This is a genomic window from Falsirhodobacter xinxiangensis (assembly GCF_004959935.1).
GTDB classification, from domain to species: domain Bacteria; phylum Pseudomonadota; class Alphaproteobacteria; order Rhodobacterales; family Rhodobacteraceae; genus Falsirhodobacter; species Falsirhodobacter xinxiangensis.
Window position 1 is genome coordinate 39,269 of sequence record NZ_SMYN01000015.1, and the last position, 26,060, is coordinate 65,328.

At 64.3% G+C, this 26,060-nt stretch carries 26 protein-coding genes; 11 read left to right on the forward strand and 15 right to left on the reverse strand.

Annotation, left to right across the window (positions count from 1 at the left end; genetic code table 11):
• Positions 1-141: 141 nt before the first annotated feature.
• The 3 genes from E2K76_RS15450 to E2K76_RS15460 form a co-directional block, all read right to left on the reverse strand.
• On the reverse strand, positions 142-1,584 hold the full coding sequence (locus E2K76_RS15450; RefSeq protein ID WP_220432263.1) for a CYTH and CHAD domain-containing protein: 1,443 nt from the start codon (positions 1,582-1,584) through the stop codon (positions 142-144).
• A 112-nt stretch (positions 1,585-1,696) separates the two neighbouring features.
• Entirely contained in the window at positions 1,697-2,953 is a 1,257-nt protein-coding gene (locus E2K76_RS15455) for an endonuclease/exonuclease/phosphatase family protein (protein ID WP_136685326.1), read from the reverse strand.
• 93 nt (positions 2,954-3,046) lie between these two features.
• Positions 3,047-3,484, reverse strand: a complete 438-nt coding sequence (locus E2K76_RS15460; protein WP_136685327.1) for a DoxX family protein — start codon at positions 3,482-3,484, stop codon at positions 3,047-3,049.
• A gap of 552 nt (positions 3,485-4,036) precedes the next feature.
• Here E2K76_RS15460 and E2K76_RS15465 point away from each other — a divergent pair.
• Positions 4,037-5,566 carry an alkaline phosphatase gene (locus tag E2K76_RS15465; RefSeq protein WP_136685329.1) on the forward strand — a complete coding sequence of 510 codons (1,530 nt, stop codon included), beginning with the start codon at positions 4,037-4,039 and terminating at the stop codon, positions 5,564-5,566.
• Positions 5,567-5,677: 111 nt separating this feature from the next.
• The gene (locus E2K76_RS15470) at positions 5,678-6,178 is read left to right on the forward strand and encodes a CYTH domain-containing protein (RefSeq protein ID WP_136685331.1); all 501 of its coding nucleotides are present in this window, start codon (positions 5,678-5,680) and stop codon (positions 6,176-6,178) included.
• A 28-nt stretch (positions 6,179-6,206) separates the two neighbouring features.
• Here E2K76_RS15470 and E2K76_RS15475 read toward each other — a convergent pair whose 3' ends face one another.
• Both E2K76_RS15475 and E2K76_RS15480 read right to left on the reverse strand, forming a co-directional pair.
• Positions 6,207-6,884, reverse strand: coding sequence for an anti-sigma factor (locus E2K76_RS15475; RefSeq protein ID WP_136685333.1), 678 nt, complete (start codon positions 6,882-6,884; stop codon positions 6,207-6,209).
• Positions 6,881-7,435 (reverse strand): sigma-70 family RNA polymerase sigma factor, encoded by a 555-nt coding sequence (locus E2K76_RS15480; RefSeq protein ID WP_136685334.1) that lies wholly within the window; start codon positions 7,433-7,435, stop codon positions 6,881-6,883. Before E2K76_RS15480 ends, E2K76_RS15475 begins: the two co-directional genes overlap by 4 nt.
• 212 nt (positions 7,436-7,647) lie before the next feature.
• Here E2K76_RS15480 and E2K76_RS15485 point away from each other — a divergent pair, with 212 nt between their 5' ends.
• Both E2K76_RS15485 and E2K76_RS15490 read left to right on the forward strand, forming a co-directional pair.
• The gene (locus tag E2K76_RS15485; RefSeq protein ID WP_136685335.1) at positions 7,648-8,427 is read left to right on the forward strand and encodes a DUF4394 domain-containing protein; all 780 of its coding nucleotides are present in this window, start codon (positions 7,648-7,650) and stop codon (positions 8,425-8,427) included.
• 210 nt (positions 8,428-8,637) lie between these two features.
• On the forward strand, positions 8,638-8,916 hold the full coding sequence (locus E2K76_RS15490; protein ID WP_136685337.1) for an SH3 domain-containing protein: 279 nt from the start codon (positions 8,638-8,640) through the stop codon (positions 8,914-8,916).
• A gap of 22 nt (positions 8,917-8,938) precedes the next feature.
• On the opposite strand, the gene E2K76_RS20650 is transcribed toward E2K76_RS15490, so the two are convergent.
• Positions 8,939-9,646, reverse strand: coding sequence for a hypothetical protein (locus E2K76_RS20650; RefSeq protein WP_220432264.1), 708 nt, complete (start codon positions 9,644-9,646; stop codon positions 8,939-8,941).
• A gap of 549 nt (positions 9,647-10,195) precedes the next feature.
• Between E2K76_RS20650 and E2K76_RS15500 the strand changes: the two genes are divergently transcribed.
• From E2K76_RS15500 to E2K76_RS21065, 3 genes are all read left to right on the forward strand, one after another.
• Positions 10,196-11,647, forward strand: a complete 1,452-nt coding sequence (locus tag E2K76_RS15500; RefSeq protein ID WP_136685339.1) for a Na+/H+ antiporter family protein — start codon at positions 10,196-10,198, stop codon at positions 11,645-11,647.
• 130 nt (positions 11,648-11,777) lie between these two features.
• Positions 11,778-13,709: an AI-2E family transporter gene (locus tag E2K76_RS15505; protein WP_136685341.1), complete on the forward strand. Its 1,932-nt coding sequence runs from the start codon at positions 11,778-11,780 to the stop codon at positions 13,707-13,709.
• Positions 13,710-13,796: 87 nt separating this feature from the next.
• Positions 13,797-13,952, forward strand: a complete 156-nt coding sequence (locus tag E2K76_RS21065; protein WP_342773648.1) for a CsbD family protein — start codon at positions 13,797-13,799, stop codon at positions 13,950-13,952.
• 427 nt (positions 13,953-14,379) lie between these two features.
• Here the strand turns inward: E2K76_RS21065 and E2K76_RS15515 are convergent, their stop codons facing one another.
• Genes E2K76_RS15515 through E2K76_RS15550 form a run of 8 tightly spaced genes read right to left on the reverse strand, consistent with a single transcriptional unit; the run spans position 14,380 to position 20,675 of the window.
• Positions 14,380-15,255: a sugar kinase gene (locus tag E2K76_RS15515; protein WP_136685343.1), complete on the reverse strand. Its 876-nt coding sequence runs from the start codon at positions 15,253-15,255 to the stop codon at positions 14,380-14,382.
• Positions 15,252-16,271, reverse strand: a complete 1,020-nt coding sequence (locus tag E2K76_RS15520) for a zinc-dependent alcohol dehydrogenase (RefSeq protein WP_246032983.1) — start codon at positions 16,269-16,271, stop codon at positions 15,252-15,254. The genes E2K76_RS15515 and E2K76_RS15520 overlap by 4 nt, the downstream gene beginning before the upstream one ends.
• 45 nt (positions 16,272-16,316) lie before the next feature.
• Positions 16,317-17,087: a transporter substrate-binding domain-containing protein gene (locus E2K76_RS15525; protein ID WP_136685346.1), complete on the reverse strand. Its 771-nt coding sequence runs from the start codon at positions 17,085-17,087 to the stop codon at positions 16,317-16,319.
• 18 nt (positions 17,088-17,105) lie between these two features.
• Positions 17,106-17,834: an amino acid ABC transporter ATP-binding protein gene (locus E2K76_RS15530; protein WP_136685348.1), complete on the reverse strand. Its 729-nt coding sequence runs from the start codon at positions 17,832-17,834 to the stop codon at positions 17,106-17,108.
• On the reverse strand, positions 17,812-18,468 hold the full coding sequence (locus E2K76_RS15535) for an amino acid ABC transporter permease (protein ID WP_136685350.1): 657 nt from the start codon (positions 18,466-18,468) through the stop codon (positions 17,812-17,814). The genes E2K76_RS15530 and E2K76_RS15535 overlap by 23 nt, the downstream gene beginning before the upstream one ends.
• Positions 18,468-19,148 carry an amino acid ABC transporter permease gene (locus E2K76_RS15540; protein ID WP_136685352.1) on the reverse strand — a complete coding sequence of 227 codons (681 nt, stop codon included), beginning with the start codon at positions 19,146-19,148 and terminating at the stop codon, positions 18,468-18,470. Before E2K76_RS15540 ends, E2K76_RS15535 begins: the two co-directional genes overlap by 1 nt.
• 28 nt (positions 19,149-19,176) lie before the next feature.
• Complete coding sequence (kduD, locus tag E2K76_RS15545; RefSeq protein ID WP_136685354.1) at positions 19,177-19,923, reverse strand: 2-dehydro-3-deoxy-D-gluconate 5-dehydrogenase KduD; 747 nt, start codon at positions 19,921-19,923, stop codon at positions 19,177-19,179.
• On the reverse strand, positions 19,920-20,675 hold the full coding sequence (locus E2K76_RS15550; RefSeq protein WP_136685355.1) for a GntR family transcriptional regulator: 756 nt from the start codon (positions 20,673-20,675) through the stop codon (positions 19,920-19,922). The genes kduD and E2K76_RS15550 overlap by 4 nt, the downstream gene beginning before the upstream one ends.
• Positions 20,676-20,870: 195 nt before the next feature.
• On the opposite strand from E2K76_RS15550, the gene E2K76_RS15555 reads away from it, so the two are divergent.
• Genes E2K76_RS15555 through E2K76_RS15570 form a run of 4 tightly spaced genes read left to right on the forward strand, consistent with a single transcriptional unit; the run spans position 20,871 to position 25,268 of the window.
• Complete coding sequence (locus E2K76_RS15555; protein ID WP_136685357.1) at positions 20,871-21,785, forward strand: ABC transporter permease; 915 nt, start codon at positions 20,871-20,873, stop codon at positions 21,783-21,785.
• Between the two features lie 9 nt (positions 21,786-21,794).
• Positions 21,795-22,715 carry an ABC transporter permease gene (locus tag E2K76_RS15560; protein WP_246032984.1) on the forward strand — a complete coding sequence of 307 codons (921 nt, stop codon included), beginning with the start codon at positions 21,795-21,797 and terminating at the stop codon, positions 22,713-22,715.
• The gene (locus tag E2K76_RS15565) at positions 22,708-24,333 is read left to right on the forward strand and encodes an ABC transporter ATP-binding protein (protein WP_136685361.1); all 1,626 of its coding nucleotides are present in this window, start codon (positions 22,708-22,710) and stop codon (positions 24,331-24,333) included. Before E2K76_RS15560 ends, E2K76_RS15565 begins: the two co-directional genes overlap by 8 nt.
• Positions 24,330-25,268, forward strand: a complete 939-nt coding sequence (locus E2K76_RS15570) for a 2-hydroxyacid dehydrogenase (protein WP_136685363.1) — start codon at positions 24,330-24,332, stop codon at positions 25,266-25,268. Before E2K76_RS15565 ends, E2K76_RS15570 begins: the two co-directional genes overlap by 4 nt.
• On the opposite strand, the gene E2K76_RS15575 is transcribed toward E2K76_RS15570, so the two are convergent.
• The gene (locus tag E2K76_RS15575) at positions 25,269-25,976 is read right to left on the reverse strand and encodes a GntR family transcriptional regulator (RefSeq protein WP_136685365.1); all 708 of its coding nucleotides are present in this window, start codon (positions 25,974-25,976) and stop codon (positions 25,269-25,271) included.
• Positions 25,977-26,060 lie beyond the last annotated feature (84 nt).

Here is a 26,060-nt window from a genome sequence, read left to right on the forward strand (position 1 = left end):
TGGAGGATTTGACCAGAAGCTAGCCAGATTGGCGGCGAAATAGAACGACCTGTCTTTCTATAATGTTCGGGGCGGGGAGAACAGTTTTATCCCGCGCGAGTTTTCCGGAGAATCCCGCTCTTGCGCCGCTTGCCGGGCGATTCACGCCCAGAAGCGCTTGGCCTCCACCAGATCGTCATAGGCCGCCGCCGCCGCGCGCAGCAGGGGTTTGCGGCGGGCATGTCCCAGCAGGCTCGGCGCCGCCGGATCGCTTGCGATCCCCAGATCCGCCAGCAGTTGCGGCGCGGTCGCCATGTCGTTGAGCGTGCCCAGCTGTTCCTGAAGATCCTTCAACGCGCCGACGAATTTCTTGCGCGATTTTCGCTTGGCGAACAGGGGGGCGAAGAAATCGACGGCATAGCGCAGCTTCTTGGCGTCCTTGCGGACCTCGTGTCGGGTCTCGTCGTCGATCTTGGTGATATTCGCGCCATCCTTTCGGACCTTGCGGCGAAAGCGGGCCAGCGCGGTTGCCGCGAAATCTTCGGCTGGTTCGTCGCGATCCTTGGCACGGGCCTCGTCGCGAAGCCAAGGGCCGACTGCCAGCCATTCCGACAGGTCGATCATCAGCCGCGCCGCCCGGTCCGATCCAAGCGCCTTTGCCGCGCGATCATGGGCGTCCTCCCGTTCGCGCCGCAGGCGATCCTCCAGCGGCCCGCCGGAGGCGCGGTGCAGGATCACGTCGAGATCGCGCGCGGGGCCAAGCTCGCCTGCCAGCCAGCGCAGCTCGTTGGCGATGGGGCGGCCTTCATCGCCCAGCATCGGGCGAAAGATCGAAAACGCCGACCGCAACCGGCGCAGCGCCACCCGTGTCTGATGAAGCGCCTCTGCCCCGCGCGTGGTCAGCAACAGGTCTTCGTTCAGGCGGAACTGCCGCAGACAGGATGCCGCGATCTGTTGGAAGGCGTCGGCGGCTGTCGCATCCTCGGTCAGCGCGATGGGGTCGGCCTTGTGGCTGTCCGGCATCGGCGCAAGCAGCATGTAGCCCCGCGCGGATTTGGACAGAACGCCGATCCTGACCGGGATCACATCTGCAATTTGCCTTGCCAGCACGAAAAGCGCCTCGGCGGGGCCGGATTTCAACTCCAGCTCGCATTCATGGATCGGCGTCTGCCTGTCCGCGATGCGAACATCACCGCCGTCGAGCGCAACTTCGATTTCCGCGCCGTCGCGGTGCAGCGTCCAGACGCGGCGGTCGATCTCCACATCGAAAACCCGGATCAAATCCTCGGTCCGGTCGCCAAGGATCGCACGAACGGGTGTCACGTCGTCCAGCACCGGGTGATCCGTCTCGACCAGCTTTTCCCATTCGCCGCGATCGAACAGCCCTGCCGCGCGGGCGGGCGCGTGTTTGGTGGTCTGGATGCGCTTGCCGTCGGTTTCGCGGATGCGCAGCGAGACCCCATGTGCCGCCAGCAGGTGATCAGGCGTATCGAAATAGACGGCGCGCTGCATCCGGCGCAAGGGCGCCCCCGGCAACATGCCCGAATCCGCGAGCGCGTCGCCCGCCCCGGGCGCGATTGCGAGCTTCAGTTCGATTTCCGACATGATCCGGGCCCCCGTCTGCAACTCAAAGGCAAACGCGCGAGGGGAGAATGGGTTTCGTCGAACTTTGCCGAATGGCGAGAGCCGTCATCAGGCAGCTTCCGCCGTTCTGCTCTTATTTCCGGCGGCGCAGCAGGGCCATCGCCCCGAGTCCCGCGCCCAGCAGCCATGCCGCGCCCGGAAGCGGGACAGGGGCGACCTCGATATCCGTCCAGACCAGCCGGTGATCCGAGGATGGAAAGCCCCCCGGCAGCGAGGGATCGTAATCCCCCACCAGCGAAAAGAGCGGGTCTTCCGGCAGGGGCCAGAACACGCCGCTGTCCGAAATCTTCAGCCCCGCCGAGGGCAGGACATAGTCGGCGCGCAGGTTGCCGGGGGCCGTATCGGCGAAATCGGCGGTGTCCTGTGCGGGGTCGCCGCCATGGCCCGCGTTGGCATTGCCCTGACGGTCCGACGCCGCCGCGCCGCCAGCACTGGACGGCACATCGCCGGCATTCACGCGCGGGTTCTCCAGCAGTTGGCGGATGGCCTTGTCGTAGCTGTCGCCGTCGAACGGATCGGCGTTCAGATCGCCCGCGATGACGAATGCCTTGCCTGCGGCCAATCCGCCCGTGCGGCCCTGATCGTCGGTCATGTAATCCGCGCCGCCGACATAATCCGAGATCAGGCGGATCTCGTCATGGTTGCGGCGACCGTTGCGATCCTCGGGTCCGTCGAAGGTCGGTGGGGTCGGGTGACTGGCGATGAGGTGAACGGTCTGACCGTCGATCTTGACCGGCACGTCCCAATGGCTTTTCGACGACAGGCGCAGGATCGCCTGCTCCTCGGCATCATAGAAGCCTTCCGGCATCGCATTGCCGGGCATGTCCTTCCACAGGAAATTCTGGAAGCTGCGGATCGCATCGACGTCCAGCTCGTGTTTCGAAAAGACGGCCATACCGTATTGCCCAGCAAACTGCCCGAAGCCGAGCGCGTCGTCGCCGCCGCCGACCGTTCCGTCGTTGTTCAGGTCGAACCCGCTGGGAATGCCGGTGTTGGACGGTGCGATGAAGCTGTAGCGATAGTCGAGCCCGGCGGTGCCGCCCTGACCGGACACGTTTTGCGCCTTGGCAAGGTAGTTGTCGGCGAACAGCCGGTCGTTGCCGGGGGCATAGTCGAATTCGTTGATCAGCAGCACGTCGGGGTTCACGCGCTGGATGATTTCGGCCACGGCCTGCGCCTGACGGTCGGCGCCGGTGGCAAGATCCGCCGCAAGCTTCCCCTCGGTCCCGCGGTTCAGCGAGGCGTTGAAGGTGGCGAAACGGATCGTCTCGGCTTGCACGGTTCCGGCAAGGGCCGCAACCGGGATGGTCAGGATGAGCGTTCTGCGCATCGGATGTCCTCGTCACTCTACATACAGGTGCATCCTCGCCCATGGCTGCGACAGACATATGTCAGGGGAGGCGTTCGCCTCCCCTTCGTGTCGTCAGATCTCGCGTCCGATCAGCCGATCGACCGAGAACCTGCCGCCGCCGCGGGCGACGAAGAACAGCGTCACCCCCGACCAGATCAGCGAAAGTTCGGCACCCGAATATCCTTCGGCCTTCAGGACCCAATGGAAATACACCGTCACCAGCAGGATCACCGTCGTCGCCCCTGCCGCAAAACGGGTCAGCAGGCCGAACATCAGCAAGAGGCCGCCGAAGAATTCGCCCGCCGCCAGCGCAGGTGACCAGAGCCAGCCCGGATGGAAGCCGATGCTTTCGACCATGCCGACGGCGCGCATCGGGTCCTGAATCTTGGGCCATCCATGCATGGCCAGCGCAAAGCCGGCGATCACGCGCAGCCAGGTTTCCGCCAGCGGCGCGGCGCTGGAGTAAAGGGGCCGCAGGGCGGGGATGAGAAGTCTGTTCTGTTGGGTCATGTCATATCTCCGTTCGCACAATCACGCGGGATCGTGCTGCAAATCGTCTTCGATGGTATGCTCGTCACGCTCAGGCGCGTGGGGGACGCCATCGGTCCGTGGCGGCGGTCTGCGCCTTCGGAACGACCGGAGAGAGGGGCGGCAGCGCGGACATCTCGCGCGGCTGCGGCGGCAGGAGTGATGCCACGGGGTTCAACGCGCAGCTGATGCAGGATTTGCTGTGCGGCTGTGCAGGTGCGGCGGGTGTGCCGGGCGCTGTGCAGATGTCGATCCTGGTGGCTTGGCTGGCACAACCGCCTTGCGCATATGCCATGCCCCCGCCGCGCATCGGCGCAAGCGCGAAGCAAAGCGAGACGATCAGAAGAAGGCGCGCGAGGTGCATCATGACATGCCGTGATTGCATGATGCGGGCAGCCGGTGCAATCCCCGCGTGATGCCCCCCGGCTGAACGACCGCGATCGAGAGTTCACGGAATGTTAACGATTGCGGCAACTTTACGTCATAAATCCGGCCTAGCAATCGCCTCACGGTTTCGCGATCGAGAGGATTTCCATGAAACTTCAACAGTCTTTGCTGGCGGCGGCTTCGGCCATCGCCCTGACCGCCCCGCTTGCCGCCGAGGCTGCGAGCGTGAAGAACACCATCCTGCTGGTCTCGGACGGCGCCTCGTGGGGCACCTGGGACATGGCCAGCTATTGGCAGCACGGCGAGAAGGGCCGCCAGACCTATGACGGCTTCGACGTCAAGCTGGGCATGACCACGCTGCCGCTGAACACGTCCAACACGCCGACCAACTCGAACACGCCCGAAGTCAGCTACGAGCCCGGCAAGGCCTGGGACGCGACCCCGGTGGACAATGGCGAGAAATTCGCCGGATACGACTACATCAAGCAGGGCGCGACCGACAGCGCCGCCGCCGCGACCGCCCTTTCGACCGGCAAGGCGACCTATAACAACGCCATCGCCTATGACAACTTCGGCCGCCCGCTGCCGTCGATCACCGACAAGCTGAAGGATCAGGGCAAGGCCGTTGGCGTCGTGTCCTCCGTTCCGCTGAGCCATGCGACCCCCGCCGGGTTCGCCGCCGAAAACATCTCGCGCAACAACTATGGCGAGATCAGCCGCGAGATGATCCAGTCCGGCAACATGAATCTGGTCATGGGCGGCGGCCATCCGTTCTATGACAGCAACGGCCAGTTGAAGACCGAAGGCGCCTTCGCGAACGAGACCGGCACCGGCGGTGGCTACATCGCGAAAAGCGTGTGGGACGACGTGACGGGCGATGCCGCCTCGATGCAGCTGATCCAAGAGCGCGCCGATTTCGAGGCGCTGGCGGATGGCAGCAAGACCGTGGACGGCCCGCTGCTGGGTGTGTTCAAATCGGGCGACACGCTGCAACAGGCCCGCAGCGAAGACGTCTTCGGCGCGGATGCCGCGGATGCCGCGAATGCCTCGGGCATCGCGTACAATCAGGACGTCCCCACGCTGGAGACGATGACCAAGGGCGCGCTGAACCATCTTGGCCGTGACGAGGACGGTTTCTTCGTCATGATCGAAGGCGGTGCCGTGGACTGGGCGGCCCATGCCAACCAGACCGACCGCATCATCGAAGAACAGGTGGATTTCAACAAATCCGTCACCGCCGCCTATGACTGGGTCAATGCCAATTCGAACTGGGACGAGACGCTGCTGATCGTCCTGACCGACCATGGCAACGGGATGCCGATGGGCCCGAACTCTGACACCATCGCGTTCGAGGGCATCCAGAACAACGGCGCGGGCAACCTGCCGGGCGTTCAATGGCATCACGGCACCCACACGCGCGAGAATACGCTGCTTTGGGCGCATGGCGCAGGGTCGGACCTGTTTTCCGATGCGATCCTCGGTTCGGACCCGGATTTCGCGCGCCTGATCGGCCACACCCCGACCGGGGACTACATCGCCAACACCTCGGTCCATGATGTGATCGCGGCGGCGAATGGGGTCGAAGCCCCCGCGCCGGTTCCGGTTCCGCTGCCGATCGCGCTGCTGGGCGGTGGACTTGCCCTGCTGGGCGGGCTGAAGCTGCGCCGCAAGGGCTGATCCGAAGCGCCTCCCCGCCGCAGCGGTTCGCGGCGGGGAGAGCCGTTGCCCTTCTTGCAAAAGCGGGGCAGAAGGCAGTGTGTGAAAAGATGCGCAGTGCGCAGGTGCCAGATGCCGATTGAAATCGAGCGCAAGTTCTTGCTCGCAGATGCCTCGTGGCGGGCGGTGGTCGTCAGATCGGTGCGGCTTCGGGATGGCATTCTCGCCTTCTATGACGGGCGGAAGATCCGCATCCGGTTCTATGACGACGTGGCGACGCTGACGGTGAAGGGTCCGCGCAAGGGACTGGCGCGGGACGAGTTCGAATATGCGATCCCGACCTCCGATGGGCTGATCCTTTTGGAACAGCATTGCAAGGGAGAGGTCATCGAAAAGACGCGCCATCATATCGCCATGGGCGATCACGAATGGGTCGTGGACGAATTTCACGGGCTCTTGTCAGGTGTGCTGCTGGCCGAGGTGGAACTGCCGGATGAGAGCGCGAGTTTCGTGCTGCCGGACTGGGTCGGCAAGGAAGTCACGGGTGTCGAAAAATACCGGCAGATCAACATGATAAAATCGCGCAAACGCAAGTTGGCGGATGCGGCACGGCGGGCAAGGAAGCCGAAGTGAGCGCCCGGCGGGATGTCGGGCGACCTGTTCAGATGTCGTTCTGCCGTGCCGCAAAGCCTTTGGCGAGGATCGGCCCGGTCGGCCGCCCGGTCGGAGAGCCGCCTAGAGGCTCCAGCGTGATCTCGTAAAGCTGACCGTCGGCGGGCGTCGGCAGTTCGGGCGGCGACAGATGCTCGGCGCGATCCTCCTTCAGCAGCCCGAGCGAGACGGGGCCCCGTTCGGGCGACGGCAGCGTCCAGACCTGCATCTGCTGCCCGTCCGGCACCGCGACATCGCTGACGAACCGCACGCGCGCGGATTCGGAGCCGTAATCCTCGACCACGGCACGGGCGGCGCCGCTATCGTCCATCAGCACGGCGATGACCACCGGCTCCGGGCGCAGCGTCTGGCTGCCGATTCCGATGCCGACGGCCAGCGCGATGGCGGCGGCGATGCTGGCGGGCAACAGACGGCGCAAACGCGGCGCCGATGGCAGGTTCGCGGCCTTCGGTTTCGCCATCTGCAGCTCGGGGGCGATCCTTTCCCACAGATCGGCAGGCACGGGTGCGGGTACGGCGGTCATGTCCAGCGGCAGGAAACGATCCCGCGCCTGACCGACGGCCCGCGCCCATTCGGGGTCGGTCGCGAGCGCCGCTTCCGCCCGGCTGGCTTCGGTATCGTCCATCAGTCCAAGGACGAAGGCTTCGGCTTCTTGTTCACGGCTCATGAAAGGCACCGGCGCAGGGCATCGAGGCCGCGTTTGATCCAGGATTTGCAGGTTCCCAGAGGTATGGACTGCAGGGCCGCGATCTCTCCATGGCTGTAGCCGCCGACATAGGCGAGAAGGATGGCGCGGCGCGGCGCAGGCTCCAGTTCCGCGAGGCAGTCCTTCAGCGCCATTTCATCCAGCGCGTCGAAGCTTTCCAGCGCCGCGGCCTGCCGCCCGTCCTGGATCGCCAGCAATGCCGCATCGTCCAACGTCGAAAGACGACCGCCATCGCGCAGGATGTTCAGACAACGGTTGCGAAGGATCGCAAAGACCCATCCGCGCGCCGATCCCTCGCCCGCACGGAACTGGGAGGCCTTGCGCCATATCTGCACCAGAGCGTCCTGCACGGCTTCCTCGGCCAGATCGCGCCTTTGCAGCATCCGCTTTGCGATGCCCATCAGGCGCCCGCCCTCCAGTTCGATCACGCGGTGCAGGCCTGTCTGTTCGCCTCTGGCACAAGCGGCAATGGCGCTCGTCATCTCGCAAGCCTCGGTCTGGTTTGTCGTCATGCGTTCCCCGTGCGGTCCGGCCGATATTCCGAACGTCGCACGAAGCGCATTGCAAAGTCCACGCACGGGTTCAGTCGCCCCAAGGACACATGGCACGGCCCGCGGGATGCATCGGTGAAAAAAATTTGCCTGGTCTGCATCCGTTGCTCGCCTCTCGCGTGTCCTTGGGGCGAGGACTGCGAAAGCACGTCCCTTGAACCGGAGGAATTTGGATGAAAGCTTTTTATCGGACCGCCGCGCTGCTGGCGCTTGCCGCCCCGGCAGCCCATGCTGCACCGGTGATCGGTCTGGTCGGTGACGGCACCTTGGTTTCGTTCGATACCGACACCCCGTCCGAAGTGACGATGATGGCGGTTTCGGGCGCGGGGCCGCTGGTCGGCATCGATCTGCGCCCGTCGAACAATACTCTGGTCGGCGTGACGCGCACGAACGAGATCGTGACCATCGATCCCGCCACGGGCGCCGCGACACCGCTTTCCACGATGAACACGCCGCTGCCGATGGGCGACGGGCCGGTCATCGTGGACTTCAACCCGATGGCCGATCGCCTGCGCCTGATGACCGGCACGACCAATCACCGGGTGGACGTGGACACCGGCGGGGTGACGGTCGATGGCTCGCTGGCCTTCGAGGCGGCCGACATGCATGCGGGCGAGACGCCGATGATCGCGGCTGCGGCCTACACCAACGCCTATGGCAAGCCCGAGGCGACGGCGATGTATGATATCGACACCACCATCGGCGCGCTGATCCGGCAGACGAAGCCCAATGACGGCACGCTGGCGGCCGTTGGCAAGCTGGGTATCGATCTGAACGACACCACCCCCGCCTTCGACATCCAGACCACCGCCGATGGCACGAACACGGCCTGGCTGGTGGCGTTGGGCAAGCTCTATACCGTCGATCTGGAAACCGGCACCGCGACGGAATCCGGCACGATCGAGGGTGTGGACGGCGATCTGATCGATATCGCCGTGATGCCCGCACCCTGATCCCGGCTTTCAAAAAGTCATTCTTGCGAGTTCTTGCGCGTTTTGCATTTCATAGGGTCGATGCGCTCGTTCGAAAGAACGGGCGCATCTTTTTTCCCATGCGCCCCCGAACAGGCTCCAAGACCGGGATCATGGGTATTGCGGCGCCCGGCTCTACTGGAACTTGGCCCGTGTTTGCCGTAACGGATGCAAAACGATTTGGGTCAGACAATGCGAACACCTTTTGCCGCGCTTGCCGCTTTGATGATCGTCGCCAGTTGCGGGATGGGCGGCGGCACCGTGGTCAAGGGTGCCGGGCCGGACGATCTTCTGAAACTTCGGGCGGGCCCCGGACTGAACTACAAGATCCTTATGGGCCTTCCCGATGGGACGCGCCTCCGGCGGCACCGCTGCGTGACCGAAGTCGGCCAACTCTGGTGCCAGGTCTCCCTTGCATCGACGCCCGCCGTAACGGGCTACGTGTCGGCTGATTATATTTCGGATCTGTGATCTTTGACGATCGCGAGCCGCGTCACTTGGCGGGCAGGCCCGGCGGGTTGGTCCGCGATGCCGTCAGCCCTTCTGCGGTCAGACTCCATTTCTCCAACGCCTTGGCATAGTTGCCGTTGGCGATCTGGGCATTCAGCGCGGCGGTGATCGCATCGGCGATGCCGACATCCTTTTTCGTGGCGACGGCGATCTCGGCGGTTTCGGGGAAGCCGCCGGAAAGCGTGCTGACCAGTCGCGTCTTGCCCTCGCGCGCGGCTTGGAAGGCCAAGGTCGGTCGTGGTAACATCGCGCAGCACGGCCGATCGCCGGAGGATTTGAAGATTCCGTGCGCTTCTACCCGCCCGCCGTCACGTTTGGTCCGGGCTGTCGCGGGGTACGCATTGGCGGCGACGGAGATGGCGGGTGCCGCGGCATGGAGGCGCAGGATGCCCAGCTTGACCAGCACTTCTCGGCAAGCGATCGGCGGTAGGGTTCGCAGTGCGCCGCGGGCATAATGGTGAAGCCGACCAGCGCCCCCAAGCGTTGTCAACAGCAGGGTCCGGCCAAGCCCGACCAGCACGGTTTCGGCGAAGAAACATTCCGCAAAGACGCCCCAGCCCCGACGCGGATTGCCAAGGACTGAAACCAAGATCGCCAAGATGATGATCCCGGGGATGGTGCCGAAGGTGCGGGCATGATGACGGGCCGGAAGGATGGGGGCAGGATCGCGGCGGCGTCGGCTGGATTTCACCTCCCACCAGACCGCCCGGCGATTTGCCGATGCCCAGATCGACCCGTCCAGGTGCGACCGAGGCCAGCACGCCGAACACTCCGGCCACCTTGAGCGCGCCGTAATGTTGCAGCAGAACGCCGCTCGACCCGCAGCATATGTGTCACCGCCAAGCGTGGTTGATCCGTGATGTTAGGCCAGCCAGAAGCGATGATACCCAAGACCATCGGCGGCGCGTGCCGGCGCGATCGTTGCCTGAAGGGCGTCAGTTGCGCTTCGTCCCGGTGCGACAGGGCTTTTGTCCAGAAGACTGAGTTTACAGACCACGTGCATCCCGGTTGCGGTGCCATTGAACGCTACCGATCAGGCCGTCATTTCGTCCATGATAAGTTTTCACGTATTTTGCCGGGAAAGAAGTCCGATCCGCCGCCCGGATGCCGGTTTGGAGAAATTGGTTCTCCGCCCCGCCGGATGATGCGCGAAAGGGGCGCCCGGCATCTTGAAAAGTCATGCCCGCACGACGTATCGCGTGGCCGCCGGGGTTTGCGCCGGAACTGCTGCGAGAGCCACATGTCCTATCTGTCCATCGATCCCTCACGCGGTGCCGAAGGGTTTCGCCGCAAGCGCGTCATCCCGGTGCTTGCCATGTTCGCCGCGATCCATGTCGCCTCGGTGCTGGCGGGCGTGCATTTGAACGCCATCGTGGTGTCCATCGTCGTGATGATGGCGCTGTGCCTGCTGCGCGTGCCGGTTGCCATCGCGCTTGTTGCTTCGGCCATTCTGGGCGGGCTTCAGGCCGGAATGTCGATGACCGATACGATCGCGGCGCTGAACGATAACATGCTGATCGGATCGCAGGTGGGGATCACCTATGTCATGATCGGGGCTTTCGCGGTGGCGCTGGCGCGCAGCGGCTTGCTGGAACTGCTGGCGGCGAAGATCTCGGGCAGGCTGGGCGCGGACGAGGGCAGAACCAATCGCGGCGTGAAATGGAGCTTGCTTCTGATCCTTTGCGCAGCTTCGGTGATGTCGCAGAACGTGGTTCCGGTCCATATCGCCTTCATCCCCGTGCTGATCCCCCCGCTACTGGGCGTCATGAACCGGCTGCGGATCGACCGCCGGGCCATCGCCTGCGTTCTGGCCTGTGCGATCAGCTCCAGCTATCTGCTGCTTCCGACCGGCTTCGGTGCGATCTTTCTGAACGACATCCTGCTGACCAACCTGAACGAGGTCGGGGGCAGCCTCGGGCTTTCCGTGACCGCCGACATGGCACCCAAGGCGATGTTGCTGCCAGTGATGGGCATCGTGGCTGGGATGCTCGTCGCCATCTTCATCACCTATCGCAAGCCCCGCGACTATGCCTTGGTCGAGACGGAGACGCGGGATACGCCGCCCGTCACCCTGACATTCACGCAGCTTGCCGCCACCGTCGTCGCCCTGATCGCCGCGCTTGTCTGCCAGTTGCAGTTCGACTCGCTTCTGATCGGGGCAATGGTCGGCTTCGTCATCCTCAGCTTTGCGGGGATCTTCCGCTGGCGGGATCAGGACGATGTCTTCACCGAAGGGCTGCGGATGATGGCGCAGGTCGCGGTCATCATCACCATCGCCTCCGGCTATGCCGGCGTTCTGAGCGCCACCGGAGAGGTGCAGCCGCTTGTCGGGGCCTCGGCGGAATTCATCGGCAACAACAAGGCGCTTGGTGCGGCGATCATGCTGCTGGTCGGCCTGTTCATCACCATCGGCTTCGGCGACTCCTTCGCCTCGGTGCCGATCCTTGCGCCTATTTATGTCCCGCTGGCGCTGACGCTCGGCTTTTCGCCGCTGGCGACGGTGGCGTTGCTGGGGGCGGCGGCGGCCTTGGGCGATGCGGGATCGCCCGCCTCCACGATCACGCTTGGCGCCACTTCGGGCCTGAATGCGGACGGGCAGCACGATCACATCAAGGACAGCGTGATCCCGACCTTCTTCCACGCCAATATCGGGATGGTGCTGTTCGCATGGGTCGCGGCGTTGATCCTGTAGGGCGATCCCGCGCAGGCCGCAGATTTTTCGGCGGGATCGCGCGAAAACCCGCAACGCGGCGCTAGCTCTGTCGCGAAGGACGCACATCGGGCGGCGATGGGATGCGAAAACAGGAAGGACTTGGCCCGCGATGACGGACCCGACCCGGATCAAAGGCGCATTCCCCGGCTCACCATTGCCTTCGCGATCCGCCGCGACCTCACGGCGGATCAACCTGCCGACTTTGGCGACCATCGCGGCGGTGGTCGCGATCATCTATTTCGCGCAAAGCATCATCCTGCCGCTGGCCATCGCGATGCTGCTGACCTTCGCGCTTTCGCCGTTGGCGAATGCGCTGCGCAAAATGGGCCTGCCGAACCTTCCCGCGGTTCTGATCGTAACCACCGGTGCCTTCGTCGCCGTCGCGCTTTTCGTTCTGGTGGTTGCCAGCCAGCTTTCCAGCCTGAGCGCCAGCCTGCCGGAGTTTCAGGCGAACATCATCGCCAAGGTCGACGCGATCCGCGAGGCCAGCAGCGAAACCGGCCTCGTGCGGCGGTTTTCGAACATGCTGGCGGCGATCAATGCAGAGATCGGCGCGGGGGCTGCGGACGATCTGGCCGGGGGGCAGGACCCGATGCAGGTCGAAGTGATCGAACGGCAAAGCATCATCGGAATGGTCAGCTCGCTTATCCTGCCGCTGGTCAGCCCGATCGCCACCACGGGCCTCGTGGTGGTCATCGTCGTCTTCATGCTGCTGGAACGTGCCGAAATCCGAGACCGTTTCATCAAGCTGATCGGGTCGGACGATCTGCACCGCACGACGCAGGTGATGCAGGAGGCGGGCGGGCGGGTCGGGCGCTACTTGCTGATCCTGCTGATGGTCAACGTGATCTATGCGGTTCCGGTCGGCCTGGGGCTTTGGCTGATCGGTGTGCCGAACGCGCTGCTTTGGGGGTTGCTGACGCTCGTGCTGCGGTTCGTGCCCTATATCGGCACGATCCTTTCCGCCGCGTTTCCGCTGTTCCTTGCCTTTGCCGTGTCGCCCGATTGGTCGGCGGTGCTCTGGACGCTTGCGCTGTTCGCCGCGATCGAGCTTGTGACCAGCAATATCATAGAGCCCTGGCTTTACGGATCGCGCACGGGGGTCAGCCCGCTTGCGATCATCGTGTCGGCGATCTTCTGGACGTGGCTTTGGGGGCCGCTTGGCCTCATCATCTCGACACCGCTGACGGTCTGCCTTGTGGTGCTGGGTAAGCACTTGCCGCAGTTCGCGCTGTTCGACATCCTGTTCGGGGATGAGCCTGTGCTGGCACCCCATTCGCGCCTGTATCAACGGCTTCTGGCAGGGGATGCCGTCGAGGCGACGAGCCGTGCGCATGAAGCGCTGGAGGAGGCCTATATCGGCGAATATTATCGCGACGTCGGCATCCCGGCCCTGCTGATCGCGCAGTATGATGTGCAGCGCGGCGTGCTTGCGCAGGATCAGCATGACCGGCTGGTGCATGTGGCAAAGGCGATGGTCGAAGATCTGGCCGACGTCGCCGAAGCCGAGGAGGAGGACGAGGATCGACCGGGGCAGGGGGTCCGTGTCCTTTGCGCCGGGGGACGCACCGATCTGGATGACATCTCCGCCTCGATGCTGATGCAGACCATGCTGGCCGAAGGGGCATTCGCAAGGCAGATCCCCCATGGCGATCTTCTGCGCGAACGCTTCCGCGCCATCCACGCCGAGGAATACGATTGCGTCGTGCTGAGCTTCACCGACCCGTCGCCCAGCCGCGCGTCGCTTCTGCACATCCGGCGTATCAAGCAGGTCGCACCGCATCTGCGTGTCGGCGTCGCCGTCTGGGCCATGGCGGACGAGGCGGAGGCGAAATCCGATCCCGAAGTGCGCGGCGCCTTTGCGGTCAGGGATGAAAAGCTGGAGGAAGCGCGGGCCATCGGCGCTGATTTCGCCGTCAGCACCTTCGAGGGTCTGCTGGAAGAGGCGTTCAAATCCGATCGCCCCATCCCGCTGCCCGCCCCGCATCACGCCCGCAGGGGGGCGTTCAGAAAGGCTTCTGCCGCACCAACATTCCCGTGATCGGCGGAACCGACGCCCCCTGTTTTGCGATGATCCGGCATAGGCTCGTGCATGTAGGAGGTCACGATAGGTTCGACGACTGACAAGCTGAAAGCGGCAGGAAACAAGCTGACGGGCGGCGCGAAGGACGCTGTCGGCAAGGCGACCAACGACAAGCAGCTTCAGGCCGAAGGCAAGGCGCAGAAGGCCAAGGGCGCGGTTCAGGACGCTGCCGGCACCGTGAAGGGGAAGCTTGGGCACTAAGCCCCGGCATCCCAGTGGACGTGGACGGGACGGCCCTGCGATAGCTGGGCCGTTTTCGCATTGGGCAAAGGGGTGCTGTCGCCGGCCGCGTGGACAGGTCCGGGCAGATTTCACCATCCCGAGGTGCGATCTCTGGTTCGTCTGTAAAGCGATACCGCTACGCGCCGCGGCACGTCCCAAGATTGAGACCAGCGACGCCGCCCATGCGCTCGCCGCGGTGACTCGGCGGCATTCGATTAAGGGTTTGTTCGGGGTGATGCCCAGTTCCTCCAGCGCGCGGCAGATCGTTCATCGACAGGCTACCAACCGCTTCGGGCGTATTGAATCGCCGGGGATGATTGCTTCCGCCTAGCTTCGCATTTCCGAGACGGGCCGATGACTGCCGTGGTTCCGCATGCAAACAGCGCGCCGTTGAAGGCGGATCGGATTACTGCAGATCGATCAGCGCACCGTGGCGTGCCACGACCTGCGCGGCGACGCGGTGGGCCTGCCGCGCGCTTTCCTGTGGGGAAAGCCCTGCGAGGCGGCCCGCAAGATAGCCACCGCAGAAGCTGTCCCCCGCGCCGGTCGTGTCGATTGTCTCCACCTGCGTGGCAGGAATTTCGGCGTGGCCTTGGCCGGTCAGGAGGTAGGCGGGCGCGGCGCCGCATTTCACCACGATCTCGGCCACTCCGGCGCCGTGCAGACGGCGGGCGGCGGCGTCGGGTGTTGCTTCGGCCAGATCCTCGAATGTGGGCAGGGCGATGTCCGCCAGCGCGAAGGCGCGGGCATATGCCAGTCGGGCGCTGGCATCGTCAGGCCAGAGCCGCAGGCGGTGGTTGGGATCGAAGGCGATCCGTGCGCCATTCGCCCGCGCATTTTCCAGCGCGGCGAAAAGAACCTCGCGGTCCGGTTCTGCCAGAATGGCAAGCGTGATCCCGGTGAAATAGGCGATGTCGCAGCCCGCAAGGCTTCGGTCCAGCGCGGCGGGATCGCTTGCGAGGCGGCGGGCGGCGGAATCCGATCGCCAATAGGTGAAGGACCGTTCGCCCCCATCCAGCGCGATGGCGTAAAGGCCGGGGCGCGCGCCGGGGATGGTCGGACTGCTGGCGGTGCCGATGCCCGCCCGGCGCAGGAAATCGCGCTGCTGGTCCGAAAAGGCGTCGTCGCCGAAGGCCGAGACGAAGTGGACCTCCGCCTCGGGCAGCAGGGCGCGCACATACCATGCGGTGTTCAGCGCATCACCGGCGAATCCCATCGTCCAGCGGCTGTCGCGCTGATCCGACAGTTCCAGCATGCATTCGCCGATGGATGCGAACCTCATGCGAGGCTGACCAGCGTCTTCATCGCGCGGGCATCGCCGTCCAGTTCGGCAAAGGCGGTCGCGACCTCCTCCAGCGGGCGGATACCGGTGATCATCGTCTTCGCATCGATCACGCCTCGCGCAATCAGGTCGATCGCGGCGTCGAAATCCTCGGGTTCATAGACGCGGGCACCGATCAGTTCCAACTCTCGCCAGAAGAAGCGGAACATGTCGATCTGCGGGCGGGTGGTATGGATGGCGACCATGACGATGCGCCCCCGGCTGGCGGCGACATCTGTCATCAGGTCGGTGCCAGCCTGAGTGCCGGACACCTCGAAGACGACATCCGCGCCTTTGCCGCCTGTCGCGGCGGTAACATGCGCCACCGGATCGACCTCGCGCGGGTTCAGCGTCGCGAAACCGAGTTCGGCGGCGACACTCAAACGGTGCGGATTCACCTCGGACAGGATGACCTTGGCGCCTGCATGGCGGGCGACCATCGCGATAAGGATGCCGATGGGACCGCCGCCGATCACTAGCACATCCTCGCCCACCGCCACGCGCCCACGCCGCACGTCATGGCAGGCGACGGCGACGGGTTCGGTCAGGGCGGCATGTTCCAGCGACGCGCCGTCGGGCAGGCGGTGGACGGCATAGGCGGGCACAGACCAGTATTCCTGAAGCGCGCCATCTGTATCGAGGCCGAGGAACTTCAGCCGGTGACAGATATGCGCAAGGCCCCCTTCGCAGGCCGGGCAATCGCCGCAGGGGGCCAGCGGGCGGATCGCCACCGCCGCGCCGATCGGCAGGTCCACGCCTTCGCCGACCGAAGCGACGGTGCCGGACATCTCGTGTCCCAGCACGCGGTTATGCCCGATCCGCGCATCCATCGCCCCGTGCCAGGCGTGCATGTCGGTGCCGCAGATGCCGTTATATGCGACGCGCACCTCCACCTCGCCGGCCTTTGGCGGTTGGCGGGGGATGTCGCGGATCTCGAAATTGCGGTGGCCGGTATAGAAGGCGGCTTTCATTGTCATGTCCCTCGTGGGTGGGTCCGGGCGACGGCCGCCCGGACGGATGGTTCAGCGCGAGGTCAGATCGTCCGGCAGATCGCGGTTATGGAACTGGGTGAACAGGGTGCGGATGGTGCCGTCCTCGAAATTGGTCGCGACCCATTCGTTCAGCCAGGCCGTCAGCTCTGGGTTGTTCTTGGGGATGCCGATGCCAAGGTTGGTCTCCTTCTGGACGAACTTGATCTCCATCGGGGTGCCGCCGCGTTTGGCGTTGATGCCGCCGATGACGGCGGACTGGCTGGACAGGATGTCGATCTGGCCGGAAACGGCGGCGGTGATCAGAGTCGCGTCATCTTCGAAGCGCAGGATTTCCGCGCCCGAGGTGTTGGCCGTCAGATCCTGATCGTTGGTGGTCGCGCGGGTCACGCCGATGCGCTGCCCGGTCAGATCATCATAGCTGGCGATCTCCACATCCTCGGGGGCGGCGACCACGATGGCGAGCGTTGCATAGGGGACCGAGAAGTCGATCGCCTGCTTGCGTTCATCGGTGATGCCAAGGGCCGAGACGACGATGTCGGCCTTGCCGGTCTGGATCGTCGGAACGCGGGCGGCATTGGTGATCTCCACCAGTTCCAGATCGACGCCAAGGTCTTCGGCGATCAGCTTGGCGGTTTCGACATCCGACCCGGTCGGCTGCATGGACCCGTCGATATAAGAGTATTGCGGAATGCCCATCGCGACGGCGATGCGGATCTTGCCCGCGTCCTTGATCTGCTGCAGGTCGGCATGGGCCGCCCCCGCCATCAGCGCGAATACGGCGGTCAGTGTGGTCAGTTTCATCTTTCTTCCTCCCCAGGTTTAAAGATCATGTTCCAGAAACTCGCGCAGTTCGGCGGTTCCGGGGTTCGTCAGGATGTTGGGCCCGCCAACCTCGTGGACATGGCCGTGATGCATGAAGATCACCTTGTCGGCGGCGCGGCGGGCGAAGGCCATCTCGTGCGTGACGACGACCATCGTCATGCCGCCTTTGGCCAGATCCTCCATTACGCGCAGCACTTCGCCCGTCAGTTTCGGGTCCAGCGCGGATGTCACCTCGTCGAACAGCATGACCTTGGGCGACATGGCAAGGCTGCGGGCGATGGCGACGCGCTGTTGCTGGCCGCCCGAAAGCTGTTCGGGGTAGCTGTCGATCTTCTCGGCCAGCCCCACCTGTTTCAGCACCCGTTCCGCGATCCGCATCGCCTCGGCCTTGGGCATCTTCTTGACGCGTTTCAGCGCGAGGATCACGTTCTGCCCGACGGTCATGTGCGGGAACAGGTTATAGGACTGGAACACCATGCCCACGTCCTGCCGCAGGGCGCGCGGGTCCAGCGTGGGGTCCTCGACCCGGTGGCCGCAGACGTGGATGCTGCCGCCCTGAATCTGCTCCAGCCGGTTGATGCAGCGCAGGGCGGTGGATTTGCCCGACCCCGACGCCCCGATCAGGGCCACGACCTGTCCCGGTTCGATGTCGAAGGATATGCCCTTCAGCACCTCCAGCGCGCCGAAGCGTTTGACGACATTCTCAAGCTTGACGGCGGCCGGCATTCAGCTTCCTTTCAAGGGTGCGGCTCCACAGCGACAGCGGGTAGCAGACGGCGAAATACAGCGCCGCCGCGATCCCGAAGACGAGGAAGGGCTGGAAAAGCGAGTTGTTGATGACCTGGGCCGAGCGCGTCAGCTCCAGAAATCCGACGACCGAGGCAAGCGAGGTGTTCTTGACCAGCTGCACCACGAAGCCGACGGTCGGGGGCGTCGCGATGCGTGCGGCCTGCGGCAGGATCACGTCGATCAGCGATTGCCAGCGGGTCAGGGCCAGCGTCTCCGCCGCCTCGAACTGGGTCTTGCCGATGGACTGGACGCAGCCGCGCCAGATCTCGCCCAGATAGGCCGAGGAGTAGATCATCATCGCGAGCGCCGCGGCCAGCAGCGCGGGAACCTGAACGCCCGCGACGCCAAGGCCGAAATACATCAGGAACATCTGGATCAGCAGCGGCGTGCCCTGCACGATCTGGACGTAACCCATCGAGACGCGGCGCAGCCATCGCCGTTGCGATATGCGCGCCAGCATGACGCCAAATCCTGCGATCCCACCCAGCAGAAGCGCCAGCACCGACAGCACCACCGTCCACAGAAGCCCGTTCAGCAGATAGACCAGATGGCCCGTTCCGAACCCGTCCATCACGCCTCTCCCAGTTTGCGGCGGCGGGGGAAGGCGATCTGCCCGATGCCCCAGAACGCGGCCCGCATCAGGAACGTGATGCCGATGTAAAGCAGCCCGACCACGATATACGTCTCGAACGACCGGAACGTGTTGGACTGGATGTTGTTGGCAACACCCGTCAACTCCTCGGCCGAGATTTGCGAGGCGATGGAGGTGGTCAGCATCATCAGCACGAACTGGCTGGTCAGCGCGGGGTAAACCTTTTCGATCGCGGGCATGATGATGATGTCGCGATAGATCTGGAATTTGGTCAGGCCCAGCGCCTCGGCGGCCTCGATCTGGCCGTGCGGGATGGCGTCCATCCCGGCGCGGACGATTTCAGCGGTATAGGCGCCGACGTTGATGACCAGCGCGAAGATCGCGGCCCAGAGGATGGGCATCCTCAGCCCGACCGAGGACAGGCCGAAGAAGATGAAGAAAATCTGCACGATGAACGGCGTGTTGCGCACCGTCTCGATATAGATGCCTGCCGCCGTCCGCAGGCTGCGGAAGGCCGAGCGGCGCGCGATGGCGCACAGCACCCCGATCACCATGCCCAGCGCGACCGATGCCACGGTCAGCTGGATCGTCACCCAAGCCCCCGAGAGGAAACTTCCCCAATAGGGCGCAAGGGCTGCGAAGTTGAATTCGTATTGCATCGCCGGGCCTCCCCTCCCAGTTGTGCAGTCAGCGGGCGAGCCATCCCCCATCGACCGGCAGCACCACGCCGTTCACGTAATCGGACGCGGAAGATGCAAGGAACACCGCCGCGCCGCCCATGTCCGAGGGCTGCCCCCAACGCCCCGCCGGGATGCGGCCAAGGATGTCCGCGTTGCGTTTTGCATCTTCGCGCAGGGCAGCGGTATTGTTCGTTTCGATATATCCCGGGGCGATTGCGTTCACATTGACGCCCTTGGACGCCCATTCGCAGGCCAGCAGCCGCGTCAGCCCCGCCACGCCGCTTTTCGCCGCGGTATAGGCCGGGACGCGGATGCCGCCCTGAAATGACAGCAGGGATGCGACGTTGATGATCTTGCCCGACCCTTGCGCGATCATCGCCCGGCCCGCCGCCTGCGACAGGAAGAACAGCGATTTGAGGTTGGTGTCGATGACCGCGTCCCAATCCGCCTCGGCGTAATCCACCGCATCGGCGCGGCGGATGATGCCCGCATTGTTCACGAGGATGTCGATGCGGCCCATCTTCGCCACGACCTCGTCGATGATCCCCGCCGTCGGCGTGGCCGAAGACAGATCGGCGCGGATGTCGTGATGGCGAACGCCTTGCAGCATCGCTTGCGTCGCATCGGTGGGCGAACGGCCCACGGTCACGATGTCGGCCCCGGCGGCGGCCAGTGCCGCGGCGATGCCTTGGCCGATGCCGGTATTGGCACCCGTCACGACGGCCACCCGGCCTGTCAGATCGAATGGATTCATCTGGGGTCTTCCTCCTCGCGGTCGTCCAGAAAATATTCGGGATGGCCGATGCCCGCGCTTTCGATCTCGGTCAGCATCTGGCCGATATGGCTGCCCATTGCCGTGCCTGCCGCAGCAGGGTTGCGCGCGGCAAGCCCGTCGCGGATGGCGCGATGTTCCTCGATCACGCGCAGAAGCCGCCCGGCCTGCGGCAGCGTCGTCAGGCGGTAGCGATCGATCTGGGCCTTCACCGCATCGACCGTCGCCATGATAGTCCGCCGCTGCGACGCTTCTTGAATCATGCGGTGAAAGCCGCTGTCGGTGCGGTGGAAATCGTCGAGGTTTCCATCCGCGCGCGCTTCATCCAGCGCGGCCAGGTTCGCATCCAGCCGGCCTATGAATGCGGCGTCGGCGCGGCGGGCGGCATCCTCGGTCATCGCCATTTCAAGCGAGCGGCGAATCATGATGCTTTCATAGAGAACCCGCATCGGAATGCGCGCGACGAAGGTGCCGACCTGCGGATAGATCATCACCAGCCCCTCATCCGCCAGCCGCAGAAGTGCCTCGCGCAGCGGCGTGCGGCTTACGCCGAAGTGGCCGAGCAGGTCGCGTTCGGGAAGCGGATCGTTCGGGGCGCGGCGCATCGCGACGATGTCGTCGTAAAGCTCGCGGTAGATCAGTGTGGCGGTGCGGGGTTGTTCTGCCCGCGACAGCGCGGCGGGGGTCATCGCACTCAGGCGGCGCGGTCGGCGATGTCGAAGCCCTTCTTCCATGCGTTCCCCCTCGATTCGTCAGTCATACTAGTATACCTGTAAAACGACGCAAGTCGGAAAGGGCGGATACGGCGCGCGAAAGAAAATGCTTCCCATGTCATCTTTGCATACTAATATTTCAGATGATGATCGTGCGATTCGAGGTGGCGGAGGAGGCTGCTTCATCCAGCGATGGCCCAGAGGAGGGGTCTGCCCATGAAGCAATTCATAGGAAAACGAGCCATTGCGAGCGCGGTATCGCTCGTAGGGCTTGTTATTCTGGTATTCTTTCTGTCGCGGCTGACAGGCGATCCTACGGATCTCTATCTGCCCATCGATGCCAGCCAGGAGATGCGGGACCAGTTCCGCGAGTTGAACGGGTTCAACGATCCGCTGATCGTGCAGTTCGGGCGCTATGTCGCGGATCTGGCCCGACTGGATTTCGGCCAGTCGATCCGCGAGGCGCGGCCCGCGATCGACGTGGTGCTTCAAGGCTTTTCGTGGACGCTTAGCCTTGCTGCGATCACCATGACGCTGGTGACGATCGCCGCCATCGTCATCGGATCGCTTGCGGCGTTCAACGTCGGCGGGGTGTTCGACCGGATCACCACATTCTTCTCGCTCATCGGGGCGTCCGCGCCGGATTTCTGGATCGCCATCGTCGCCATCGTGATCTTCGCGGTGAACCTGCATTGGCTGCCGACGTCGGGGACGGGGACGCCGTGGCATTGGGTCCTGCCGGTTGCGGTGCTGTTCATCCGGCCGTTCGGTCTGATCCTGCAGGTCGTGCGTGGGTCTATGATCACGGCGCTGTCCTCGCCCTATGTGAAGACGGCGAAGGCCAAGGGCGTCCGCTCGCGCCCGATCATTTTCGTGCATGGTCTGCGGAACGGGATGCTGCCGGTGATCACCGTGATCGGCGATCAGGCGGCGGGCATCCTGAACGGTGCCGTGGTGGTCGAGACGATCTTCGGCTTCCCGGGCATCGGCAAGCTGATGATCGACAGCATCCTGCAGCGTGATTTCGCGGTGGTGCTGGCGGCAATCATGGTTTCGGCCCTTGCGATCTTCATCATGAACCTGCTGATCGACCTGGCCTATGCGCTGCTCGATCCGCGCATCCGGTATTGAGCGATGAGCATGACGGAAACACTCAAATCCGCCGGCGAGCCGCCGAAGGGCCGCCTGACGACATTCCTGAAACTGCTCTGGGCCGACAAGTTCGCGTTCTTCGCGGCGGTCTTCCTGCTGATCGTGGTGCTGTGCGCGGTGTTCGGGCCGCTGCTGCTGGAAACGCTTGCGACGAAGCAGAACCTGCGTGGGCGCAATGCCGCGCCGTTCGATCTGGAAGCGGGCTGGGCGATGATCCTTGGCGCCGATGCGCTGGGCCGTCCGCTGCTGCCGCGCATCGTGGTCGCGGCGCAGAACACGATCTTCGTGGCGGCGGGGGCAGTCTTCTTCTCGATGCTGATCGGCACCGCGCTGGGCCTGATCGCGGGGTATTCGCGCGGCCGTGCGGCGCAGATGATCCCGCGTCTGGGCGACGTGATCATGTCCTTCCCGTCGCTGCTGCTGGCGGTGATCGTGCTTTACATTCTGGAGCCGTCGGTGGTGAACATCGTCATCGTTCTGGCGATCACGCGCATCCCGATCTATCTGCGGACCGCGCGGGCCGAGGTGCTGGAAGTGCGCGAGCGGATGTTCGTGCAGGCCGCCAAGGTCATGGGCGCATCCGACCGCCGCATCGTGTTCCGCCACATCCTGCCGGTGGTGCTGCCGACGCTGCTGACCATCGCGACGCTGGATTTCGCCTTCGTGATGCTGGCCGAAAGCTCGCTGTCCTTCCTTGGGATCGGCATTCAGGCACCGGATATCACCTGGGGCCTGATGGTGTCGCAGGGGCGTCCCTATCTGACGAATGCGTGGTGGCTGTCGTTCTGGCCGGGTCTGGCGATCATTCTGACCACGCTGTCGCTGAACCTGCTGTCGAACTGGATGCGCATCGCGCTGGACCCGACGCAACGCTGGCGCCTTGAAATGGGAGGTCGCAAGAATGGCTGATCATCTGCTGGAAGTGCGCGACCTGTCGGTGGAATTCCACACCGCCGCGGGCACCGTCAAAGCCGTGCAAGGCGTGACCTGGCATCTGGACCGGGGCGAGACGCTGGCGATCCTTGGCGAATCCGGGTCGGGGAAGTCGGTGTCCGCCTCGGCGGTAATGAACCTGATCGACATGCCGCCGGGCAAGATCACCTCGGGGCAGATCCTGCTGGACGGCAAGGACATGCTGAAGATGACGGCCGAACAGCGCCGCCAGATCAACGGCAAGCGCATTGCGATGATCTTTCAGGACCCGCTGGCGCACCTGAATCCGGTCTATACCGTCGGTTGGCAGATCGCCGAGATCATGACCACCCACGGCACCGCCAAGGCCGAAGCGCAGTCCCGCGCGCTGGCGCTGTTGAAGCGCGTGGGCCTGCCCGAGCCGGAAGTGGCGATGGGCAAATATCCGCACCAGTTCTCGGGCGGGCAGCGGCAGCGTCTGATGATCGCGATGGCGATGGCCTGCAAGCCGGACATCCTGATCGCGGACGAGCCGACCACCGCGCTGGACGTGACGGTTCAGGCGCAGATCCTCGCGCTGATGGAGGAGTTGCAGCACGAGACGGGGATGGGTCTTCTGCTGATCACCCATGACCTTGGCGTCGTGGCTGAAATCGCCGACCGCGTGGTGGTGATGAACGGCGGCCGCATCGTCGAGGAAGGCGGCGCGGCAGAGGTCTATCGCAACCCCAAGCACCCCTATACGAAAAAGCTGATCGACGCCGCGCCTGGTAAGGGCGCGATGCCCGAAGAACGCGACCGCTCTGCCCAGCCGCTGTTGCAGGTGGAAAACCTTCAGCTGTCCTATGGCGCGTTCAAGGCGCTGAAAGGCGCGAGTTTCAACATCATGCCGGGTGAGACGGTCGCGGTGGTGGGCGAAAGCGGGTCCGGAAAATCGACGCTGGCCCGCGCCATCCTGCGGCTTGAAGAACCGGATGGGGGCCGCGCGCTTTATAATGGAAAAGACCTCGTGACGATGGGTGCACGAGAGCTTTACGGGCTGCGCCGCGACATCCAGATGGTGTTTCAGGACCCGACCCAATCGCTGAACCCGCGCATGACGGTGTTCCAGCTGATCTCGGAGGCTTGGGTGATCCATCCCGACATTCTGCCCCGTGCGCAGTGGAAGGAACGGGTGGGCGAGCTGCTGGTGAAGGTGGGCCTGAGCCGCGAGATGGCGCAGCGCTATCCCCACCAATTCTCGGGCGGGCAGCGGCAGCGGATCGCCATCGCGCGGGCGCTGGCGATGGAGCCGAAGCTGATCATCTGCGACGAGGCGGTATCGGCGCTTGACGTGTCCATTCAGGCACAGGTGATCGCGCTGCTGGAAGGGCTGCGGCGCGAGTTCGACCTGTCCTATCTGTTCATCGCGCATGACCTGCCGGTGGTGAAGGATTTCGCCGACCGCGTGATCGTCATGAAATCCGGCCAGATCGTCGAGGAAGGGCCCGTGCGTCAGGTCTTTGAAAACCCGGCCCAGCCCTATACCCGCGCGCTTCTGGCCGCGAGCCTCGATCCGGACCCTGAAGTGCAGGCCCGCCGCCGCGCCGAACGCAAGGAAGCCCTTCCCGCATGAAACCCGATGTTCTTCTGGCTTTCGAGCCGCGCCGCCGTCAGATGGAAGCGCTGGAGCGCGACTATACCCTCCACCGCTATGATCTGGCCAAGGACAAGAAGGCGCTGCTTGCCGAGGCCGGGCCGATTTGCCGCGCGATGTATGCCAACGGGCATCTGCATGTCGATCAGGCTTTCCTCGACCTTGCCCCGGCGCTGGAGATGATCGCCGTCACCTCTGCCGGCTACGAGCCGATGGATGTCGATGCGATTGCGAACCGGGGCATCCGGCTGACCAACACCTCGGTCGCGCTGGTCGAGGATGTGGCGGATATGGCGCTGCTTTTGGTTCTGGCAACGCGGCGGCAACTCGTGCGCGGCGACGCCTATGTGCGTTCGGGCGAATGGGCGCAAAAAGGGATGATGGGGCTGACCACCTCGACCGCCGGAAAACGGGCGGGGATCGTCGGCCTTGGCCGTATCGGCGGCGCCATCGCCAAACGTCTGGAAGCCGTGGGGCTGGAGATCGGATATTTCGGGCGCACGCAGAAGGACGTTCCCTACCGCTTCTTCGACACTGCCGAAGGGTTGGCCGATTGGGCGGACATCCTTGTCGTGGCGGCGTCGGGTGGTTCTGGCACGGCGCATATCGTGTCGGCTGATGTGCTGTCTGCGCTTGGGCCGCAAGGCAGTTTCGTCAACATCGCGCGCGGCACTGTGGTGGATGAGAAGGCGCTGATCGCTGCGCTGAAGGAAGGGCGGATCGCTTCGGCGGGCCTTGACGTGTTCATGAACGAACCCGCGCCCGACCCCGAACTGATCGCCCTGCCGAACGTCACCCTCTATCCCCACCACGCCAGCGGGACCGAGGAAACGCGCGATGCGATGCACCAGTTGGCGCTGGACAACCTCGGCGCCTTCTTTGCCGGGAAGCCGCTGCTGACCCCGGTCATCTGATCATGCAAAGAACTGCGGATATTCCCTTCGCAGTTCTTCCACCTTGGACACGGTGCGCGACAGATGTTCGCGCATCGCGGCTTCGGCCCGGTCGGGGTTGCGATCCTGTATCGCGCGGACGATCTCGTGATGCCCGGCAAGGATGTCGCGGATCTTGCCCGCCTCGGGCAGGTGCAGGCGGCGCAGACGCTCCAGATGGCCCGAGCGCGCGCGGATCAGCTGGTGCAGCCCGATCCGCCCAAGCCCGATGAACAGCGTCTGATGGAACAGCTCGTCCAATTCCTGGAACATGCGAAGCTGCGCCGCATCGTCTGCGATCGCTTCCTGCATGCGGATGATCGAGGCGGCACGCACCGCCACATCGTCGCTGCCGTATTGCGCCAGCCCGCGAACCACCTCCGTCTCCAGCGCGACGCGAAGGAAATGCGCCTCATAGATCTGCGGCACCTCGATCCGCGTCACCAGAGTGCGGGACTGCGGGTAGATCCGCACAAGCCCGTCCTGCTGAAGCCGTTGAAGCGCCTCGCGGATGGGGGTCTGGCTGACGTCGTAGGTCTGCGTCAACTCGGTTCGCGAAAGAGTGGTCTCTGGCGGCAGTTCCAACGTGATGATTCGCTGGCGAAGGCTGTCATAGACGCGCTGCACCGTGCCCCCGCCGCTTGGGGAGAGGTCCATCGGTGCAAGTCCGTTCGGAAGCAGGGTGTTCATCGCTCTCTCCTTCGTGATGAAAATACGCGCACGGTCAGAAAGGCACAACAGGATATTGAAATAGATGCGATACTAATATATCAA

Coding starts and splice junctions, on each gene's coding strand:
- E2K76_RS15535 (WP_136685350.1), bottom strand. CDS start 18,468: ATGGACGGGTTCGGAACGGGCCATCTGGTCTATCTGCTGAACGGGCTT.
- E2K76_RS15485 (WP_136685335.1), top strand. CDS start 7,648: ATGAAAGCTTTTTATCGGACCGCCGCGCTGCTGGCGCTTGCCGCCCCG.
- E2K76_RS15500 (WP_136685339.1), top strand. CDS start 10,196: ATGTCCTATCTGTCCATCGATCCCTCACGCGGTGCCGAAGGGTTTCGC.
- E2K76_RS15525 (WP_136685346.1), bottom strand. CDS start 17,087: ATGAAACTGACCACACTGACCGCCGTATTCGCGCTGATGGCGGGGGCG.
- kduD (WP_136685354.1), bottom strand. CDS start 19,923: ATGAATCCATTCGATCTGACAGGCCGGGTGGCCGTCGTGACGGGTGCC.
- E2K76_RS15490 (WP_136685337.1), top strand. CDS start 8,638: ATGCGAACACCTTTTGCCGCGCTTGCCGCTTTGATGATCGTCGCCAGT.
- E2K76_RS15565 (WP_136685361.1), top strand. CDS start 22,708: ATGGCTGATCATCTGCTGGAAGTGCGCGACCTGTCGGTGGAATTCCAC.
- E2K76_RS15560 (WP_246032984.1), top strand. CDS start 21,795: ATGACGGAAACACTCAAATCCGCCGGCGAGCCGCCGAAGGGCCGCCTG.
- E2K76_RS15475 (WP_136685333.1), bottom strand. CDS start 6,884: ATGAGCCGTGAACAAGAAGCCGAAGCCTTCGTCCTTGGACTGATGGAC.
- E2K76_RS15470 (WP_136685331.1), top strand. CDS start 5,678: ATGCCGATTGAAATCGAGCGCAAGTTCTTGCTCGCAGATGCCTCGTGG.
- E2K76_RS15505 (WP_136685341.1), top strand. CDS start 11,778: ATGACGGACCCGACCCGGATCAAAGGCGCATTCCCCGGCTCACCATTG.
- E2K76_RS15450 (WP_220432263.1), bottom strand. CDS start 1,584: ATGTCGGAAATCGAACTGAAGCTCGCAATCGCGCCCGGGGCGGGCGAC.
- E2K76_RS15455 (WP_136685326.1), bottom strand. CDS start 2,953: ATGCGCAGAACGCTCATCCTGACCATCCCGGTTGCGGCCCTTGCCGGA.
- E2K76_RS15480 (WP_136685334.1), bottom strand. CDS start 7,435: ATGACGACAAACCAGACCGAGGCTTGCGAGATGACGAGCGCCATTGCC.
- E2K76_RS15540 (WP_136685352.1), bottom strand. CDS start 19,148: ATGCAATACGAATTCAACTTCGCAGCCCTTGCGCCCTATTGGGGAAGT.
- E2K76_RS15570 (WP_136685363.1), top strand. CDS start 24,330: ATGAAACCCGATGTTCTTCTGGCTTTCGAGCCGCGCCGCCGTCAGATG.
- E2K76_RS15515 (WP_136685343.1), bottom strand. CDS start 15,255: ATGAGGTTCGCATCCATCGGCGAATGCATGCTGGAACTGTCGGATCAG.
- E2K76_RS15555 (WP_136685357.1), top strand. CDS start 20,871: ATGAAGCAATTCATAGGAAAACGAGCCATTGCGAGCGCGGTATCGCTC.
- E2K76_RS15520 (WP_246032983.1), bottom strand. CDS start 16,271: ATGACAATGAAAGCCGCCTTCTATACCGGCCACCGCAATTTCGAGATC.
- E2K76_RS15550 (WP_136685355.1), bottom strand. CDS start 20,675: ATGGAAGAAGGGCTTCGACATCGCCGACCGCGCCGCCTGAGTGCGATG.
- E2K76_RS15460 (WP_136685327.1), bottom strand. CDS start 3,484: ATGACCCAACAGAACAGACTTCTCATCCCCGCCCTGCGGCCCCTTTAC.
- E2K76_RS15530 (WP_136685348.1), bottom strand. CDS start 17,834: ATGCCGGCCGCCGTCAAGCTTGAGAATGTCGTCAAACGCTTCGGCGCG.
- E2K76_RS15575 (WP_136685365.1), bottom strand. CDS start 25,976: ATGAACACCCTGCTTCCGAACGGACTTGCACCGATGGACCTCTCCCCA.
- E2K76_RS15465 (WP_136685329.1), top strand. CDS start 4,037: ATGAAACTTCAACAGTCTTTGCTGGCGGCGGCTTCGGCCATCGCCCTG.